The 6,634-nt window shown below is 69.0% G+C and carries 4 protein-coding genes and 1 pseudogene; 3 read left to right on the top strand and 2 right to left on the bottom strand.

Annotated elements, in window-relative coordinates:
• Positions 1-126: 126 nt before the first annotated feature.
• Entirely contained in the window at positions 127-1,230 is a 1,104-nt protein-coding gene (locus AC1DHD_RS12785; RefSeq protein WP_476880074.1) for a sulfate/molybdate ABC transporter ATP-binding protein, read from the top strand.
• A 92-nt stretch (positions 1,231-1,322) separates the two neighbouring features.
• Positions 1,323-2,405 (top strand): SDR family oxidoreductase, encoded by a 1,083-nt coding sequence (locus AC1DHD_RS12780; RefSeq protein WP_476880073.1) that lies wholly within the window; start codon positions 1,323-1,325, stop codon positions 2,403-2,405.
• 39 nt (positions 2,406-2,444) lie between these two features.
• Here the strand turns inward: AC1DHD_RS12780 and AC1DHD_RS12775 are convergent, their stop codons facing one another.
• Positions 2,445-2,954, bottom strand: a complete 510-nt coding sequence (locus AC1DHD_RS12775; protein WP_476880072.1) for a carboxymuconolactone decarboxylase family protein — start codon at positions 2,952-2,954, stop codon at positions 2,445-2,447.
• A gap of 727 nt (positions 2,955-3,681) precedes the next feature.
• Here AC1DHD_RS12775 and clpB point away from each other — a divergent pair.
• Positions 3,682-6,351 carry an ATP-dependent chaperone ClpB gene (clpB, locus tag AC1DHD_RS12770; protein ID WP_476880071.1) on the top strand — a complete coding sequence of 890 codons (2,670 nt, stop codon included), beginning with the start codon at positions 3,682-3,684 and terminating at the stop codon, positions 6,349-6,351.
• 74 nt (positions 6,352-6,425) lie between these two features.
• Here clpB and AC1DHD_RS12765 read toward each other — a convergent pair.
• Positions 6,426-6,634 (bottom strand): annotated as a pseudogene (locus AC1DHD_RS12765) (ABC transporter permease); the annotation flags it as partial.

Genomic DNA, 6,634 nt, shown 5'->3' with positions numbered 1-6,634 from the left:
GATCTACCTCCAGCGCGAGACCGACGCCGACGCCGCCGTCGCCCTGTCGCTGCTTCTCGTCGCGGTGGCGGTCATCGTCGTCGGGCTCAGTTACCGGCGGCCGTCGCCTGACGGTTGGGGGCGGGCATGACCTTTACACTCGACGCCGCCGTGGCGGCACGCGGATTCGACGTCTCCCTGAGCCTGGGGCCGGCCGAGACGGTGGCGGTGCTGGGACCGAACGGTGCGGGGAAATCCACCCTGCTCTCGGTCGTCGCCGGCCTGCTCCGCCCCGACGCCGGCCGGGCCAAGCTCGACGGGCGTGTGCTCTTTGACCTCGGCGGAGGCCCGCATGCCTGGACCGCTCCGCACGCCGGAACCGCTCCGCGCGCCTGGACCGCTCCGCGCGCCTGGACCGCTCCGCATCGGCGCGGCACGGCGCTGCTGGCCCAGGAACCCTTGCTGTTTCCACATCTGAGCGCGCTCGACAACGTGGCGTTCGGTCCCCGCAGCGCCGGTGCCGGCCGCGCCCGGGCCCGCGAAACCGCCCGGCACTGGCTGGCGGAGGTCGAGGCCTCGGAGCTAGCCGGACGGCGGCCGGGGGAGCTGTCCGGCGGCCAGGCCCAGCGCGTGGCGGTGGCCCGGGCACTGGCTGCCGACCCCGACCTGCTCCTGCTGGACGAGCCGATGGCCGCCTTGGATGTTCACGCTGCCCCGCTGCTGCGGCGTCTGCTGAAGCGGGTGCTGGCCGGGCGCCGCGCCATCATCGTCACCCATGATGTCCTGGACGCCTACATGCTGGCCGACCGCGTGATCGTGCTGGAAGAAGGACGGATCACCGAGGACGGCCCCACCCGTGACGTCCTCCAGCGGCCACGCAGCCGCTTTGCCGCCGGGCTGGCCGGGCTGAACCTCGTGGCAGGGACGCTCACCCCGGGCGGAATCCTGACCGCCGGGGGACAGGAACTCGCCGGCCGGCACGAGGACCCGCCCGTCCTGGGCCAAAGCGGAGTGGCCGCCTTCCCGCCGTCGGCCGTCTCTGTCTTCCTCAGCGAGGCGCACGGCAGCCCGCGCAACAGCTTCCGGGTGACGGTGACCGACCTGGAGCAGCACGGCGACCAGATCCGGGTCCGGGCCGGGGAGCTGTCCGCGGATGTCACGCCGGCCGCGTCCGCGGACCTTGGCCTGGCCCCCGGGGTGTCCGTGTACTTCGTGGTCAAGGCCGCCGCGGTGTCGATCTACCCGGCGTAGGGGGTGGGACGCCTCGGGCGGGGGCCGGGGACGACGTCGGGCCGCACGGCCTAGGGTGGAGAGAGGCCCCTCCCGCGAACAGAAGGAATTCAGTGCACAACAGCTCAGCCCCGGCCCACGGACGCACCGCACTGGTGGTGGGAGCCAGCGGCATCRCCGGCTCCGCCCTCGTCACCCTCCTCGCCGAGACGGGATGGGACGTCCTGGCGCTGACCCGCGGCGGGGTATCGCGGCCGGGTGTCCGGTCCGTCAGCGCGGACCTCACCTCGCCGGCGAGCCTCGCGGCGGCGCTCGCCGGCGAAAAACCGACGCACGTGTTCTTTACGGCATGGTCGCGGCAGAGCACGGAACGGGAAAACATTGAGGTCAACGCCGCGCTGCTGGGGAACCTGCTCAATGCCCTGCGCGACAGCCCCGTGGAACACGTGGCCCTGATGACCGGGCTGAAGCACTACCTTGGCCCTTTTGAGGCGTACGCGGCGGGCGAGATGCCGGACACCCCCTTCCACGAGGACGAGCCCCGCCTGCCTGTTCCCAACTTCTACTACGCCCAGGAGGACGAATTGTGGGCGGCGGCGGGACGGCAGGGCTTCAGCTGGTCGGTTCACCGCGCCCATACGGTGATCGGACACGCGGTGGGGAACGCCATGAACATGGGGCTCACGCTGGCGGTGCAGGCGTCCATCTGCAAGGAACTGCACCAGCCGTTCATTTTCCCGGGTTCAGAGACGCAGTGGAACAGCCTCACCGACATGACGGACAGCGGGCTCCTGGCGGAACACATGCTCTGGGCGGCGACGGCGGACAGCGCGGGGGACCAGGCCTACAACATCGTCAACGGCGACGTCTTCCGCTGGCGCTGGATGTGGCCGCGTCTGGCCGCCTACTTCGGCGTCGAGGCCGTCGGGTTTGAGGGCGAACCCAGGCCATTGGAAGTGCAGATGCAGGGCATGGAATCCGTCTGGGCGGACATGGCTGCACGGCACGGACTCGCCGAAACGGACCTCGCGCGCGTCTCCTCGTGGTGGCACACCGACGGCGATTTGGGCCGCAACATCGAGGTCCTGGCCGACATGAGCAAGAGCCGCCTGGCAGGCTTCACCGGGTACCGCCGGACCCTGGATTCCTTCACGGGGTTGTTTGACCGGCTGAGGGCCGACCGGCTCATCCCCTGACACCTAGCCCTTGCCGGCAGCCGGGCGTGCTGCCCGGGCCTAGTCCTTTGACCCGGGGTTGCCCTGCGCCTTGTTCCGGACCGGGTGCTGGCTGACGATCGAGACGCGGTTGAAGGCGTTCATTGTGATAGCGAGCCAGCTGACTGCTGAAAACTCGGCGTCGCTGAGGTGCCTGCGCGCCGCGCGTCCTTCGTGCTCGCGTGCCACGGCGTCGGAGATGTTGGTGATCGCCTCGGCCAGTGTGAGGGCCGCGCGTTCCTTGTCGGTGAAGAGTGTGGTGTCGCGCCATGCCGGCAGCACAGCCAGCCGCTGTGCCGACTCGCCGTTCTTCACGGCGTCGCCCACGTGCAGGTCCAGGCAGAAGGCGCAGCCGTTGATCTGCGAGATGCGGACATTCAGCAGTTCGATCAGGGTCTGGTCCAGGCCGGCCTCGGTCGCGGACTCCTTGGCTTTGAGCCCGAGGCCGTTCAGTGCGCGCCACGCCGCGGGGTGCTCTTTGTCCAGGAAAACGCTGCGCGGGCCGTGCTCGGGGGCCGAGTTCTCAGTCATGAGTCCACAGTACAGAGGTCCGACGACGCCCCCGGCAGCGCGTCGTGTGACAAACTTGTCAAATCTGTGACAGACTTTACCCGTAGCTATTATTCGATCCGGCGGTCGGTTCCTTGGGGGAGCCGACCGCCGGATCGCTTCTTTTATGCCGGACATGCCCATTTTCCTGGGCCCCAGACGGACAGGCCCATCTTCACCGCCCCGGGATGGACAGGCTCATTCTTAGCGGGCAGCCTCGTCGCACACGCTCATCGTTCAGGGCCCTTGACGGACATGCCCGGTCCAGGGTTCGGCCAGTGGACATATCTGGAATATGTCCACTGCTCCGGGCGAAGAATGGGCATGTCCATCGGGGAACCCAGTAGGTACTCGTCATGTCCATCGGCTGGCGCCAAGGATGGGCATGTCCATCCGGTGGGATCAGCGACGGGCATGTCCGGACGCGATTTGGGCGGCCGCAGGGCATGCACTTCACTCGGTCCCGCGAGTGGACATGTCCATAGGGGCGTCCGAAGGATGGGCATGTCCGTCAGGGTTCATCCCGGGACATGTGCAATTTGCGACGCACGCCCGGCCCCACCCCGGCCCCACCCCCCGCACCCCCTCCACCCCCCGCCCCTAGACAGCAGTTTCGCCGTGGGCAAACATGGTGCAAAAGAGGTCAAATCCAAAGTTGAGCGAGATACACTCAACTTTGACGCTAGTCTCATCCCGGAAGGAGCCCTCTTTGGACGCCAAATTCACCACCAAGAGCCAGGAGGCTCTCGCCGCGGCCGCCATGAACGCCTCGACCGCTGGCAACCCGCAGCTCGAACCCGCGCATCTGCTCAAAGCGCTCATGGACCAGCGCGAGGGCGTGGCCGTCGCGCTTCTGCGGGCCACCGGCACCGACCCCGACGCCGTCAGCGTCCAGGCGAGCACCGCCATCAAGGCCCTCCCTTCCAGCTCCGGGGGCAGCGTGCAGCAGGCCCAGCTCTCCCGCAGCGGACTGCAGGCAATCAAGAACGCCCAGAACGAGGCGGAGCGCCTCGGCGACAGCTTCGTCTCCACCGAGCACCTGCTCCTGGGCCTGGCTTCGGGCAACGACGACGTCGGACGCCTCCTGCGCGAGGCCGGCGCCTCCCACGAGGCGCTCGTCGCGGCGCTGCCGGGCGTGCGCGGAGACCGCAAGGTGGACAGCGCCGATCCCGAAAACACCTTCCAGGCGCTGGAGAAATTCGGCACCGACCTGACCGCGATCGCCCGCTCCGGGAAACTGGATCCGGTGATCGGGCGCGACGCCGAGATCCGCCGCATCATCCAGGTCCTCAGCCGCCGCACCAAGAACAACCCCGTGATCATCGGAGAGCCCGGCGTCGGGAAGACCGCCGTCGTCGAGGGACTGGCCCAGCGGATCGTCGCCGGCGATGTCCCGGAGAGCCTGCGCGGCAAAACCCTGATCGCGCTGGATCTGGCCTCGATGGTGGCCGGCGCCAAGTACCGCGGTGAATTCGAGGAGCGGCTCAAGGCCGTCCTGGAGGAAATCAAGAGCTCCGAGGGCCAGATCGTCACCTTCATTGACGAGATCCACACCGTGGTGGGGGCGGGCGCCTCCGGTGACAGCTCCATGGACGCCGGCAACATGCTCAAGCCCATGCTGGCCCGCGGCGAGCTCCGGCTGATCGGCGCCACCACCTTGGACGAATACCGCGAAAACATCGAAAAGGACCCAGCCCTGGAACGCCGCTTCCAGCAGGTCTTCGTCGGCGAGCCCAGCGTGGACGACACTATCGGCATCCTGCGCGGCCTCAAGGAGCGCTACGAGGCGCACCACAAGGTCGCCATTGCGGACTCCGCGCTCGTTGCGGCCGCGGCCCTGTCCAACCGGTACATCACCGGGCGGCAGCTGCCGGACAAGGCGATCGACCTCGTCGACGAAGCCGCGTCCCGGCTGCGGATGGAGATCGATTCCGCGCCGGAGGAGATCGACCAGCTCCGGCGCCAGGTGGACCGGCTGACCATGGAGGAGCTCGCCCTGGCCGGCGAGACCGACGCCGCAGCCGTGGAGCGTCTGGCCGCGCTGCGGGCCGACATGGCCGACAAGAAGGAAGAGCTGGCCGGGCTCAACGCCCGCTGGGAAGCGGAAAAGGCTGGCCTGAACCACGTCGGTGACCTCAAAGCCAAGCTGGACGAGCTGCGCTCCGCGGCGGACAAGGCCCAGCGCGAGGGCGACCTGGAAACGGCGTCGCGCGTGCTCTACGGCGAGATCCCGGCCCTGGAACGCGAACTCAACGCGGCCGCCGAGGCCGAATCGGCGCGGGTCGCCGGCGGCGGCGCGAAGCAGGACCTGATGGTGGCCGATGAGGTCACCGCGGATGACATCGCCGAGGTGATCTCCGCCTGGACCGGCATTCCCGCCGGCCGCATGCTGCAGGGCGAGAGCCAGAAACTGCTCGAGATGGAGCATGTCCTCGGCGAGCGGCTCATCGGCCAGGCCAAGGCCGTCACCGCGGTGTCCGACGCCGTGCGCCGCGCCCGGGCCGGAATCAGCGACCCCAACCGGCCCACCGGGTCCTTCCTGTTCCTGGGCCCCACCGGCGTCGGCAAAACCGAGCTCGCCAAGTCCCTGGCGGACTTCCTGTTCGACGACGAGCGGGCGATGGTCCGGATCGACATGTCCGAATACTCGGAGAAGCACTCCGTGGCGCGGCTCGTGGGTGCGCCCCCGGGCTACGTCGGCTACGAGGAAGGCGGCCAGCTGACCGAGGCYGTCCGCCGTCGTCCGTATTCCGTGCTCCTGCTGGACGAGGTGGAGAAGGCCCACCCGGAGGTCTTYGACATCCTCCTGCAGGTGCTCGACGACGGCCGCCTCACCGACGGCCAGGGCCGCACCGTGGACTTCCGSAACGTGATCCTGGTCCTGACCTCCAACCTGGGCAGCCAGTTCCTCGTGGACCCGMACCTSGACTCCGCGGCCAAGCGCGACGCGGTGATGGCCACCGTGCACGCCTCGTTCAAGCCGGAGTTCCTCAACAGGCTCGACGAGGTGGTGCTCTTCGATCCGCTCAGTGTGGAGGAACTGGCCGAGATCGTGGAGCTGCAGGTCAAGGAACTGGCCGACCGGCTCAAGGGCCGCAGGCTCACCTTGGAGGTAACCGAGGGCGCCCGCGCCTGGCTGGCCGTGACGGGCTTCGACCCCGCTTACGGTGCCCGTCCGCTGCGGCGCCTGGTGCAGCGGGAGATCGGCGACCGGCTGGCCAAGGCTATTCTCGCGGGCGAGATCGCCGACGGCGACACGGTCCTGGTGGACACCGCGCCTGACCTTCTGGAGCTGACCATGGGCGGCCCGGACGCCTCGGCCCGGCCCAACGGCGGGGCCGCCACCGGCAGTGGACTCTCCGTCCGCCGCAAGGACTAACACCAACGACGCCGAAGGGCTGCCCGCCGGATTGTGCCGGCGGGCAGCCCTTCGTTGCATCCGGCCGGAGCCGGCTACTTGGCGGGTGCGGTGCTGCTGCGCTTCCGGAACGTCCCGGCGATGGAGAGTTTGCCGGAGTAGTGGATGGAGCCGAACCGGAACAGGTGCGCGGCCAGCCGGAGGACCAGGAACCCGGTGATGAACAGCTCCGCGATGATCACCGCGGATTCGACCGGGCTGAGGGTGCCGAACGCGTTGCGCAGCAGGGCCGTGATCGGTGAGG

This window comes from Arthrobacter sp. 05L45_2 (assembly GCF_056397525.1).
This window is presented reverse-complemented; position numbering and strand designations above follow the sequence as displayed.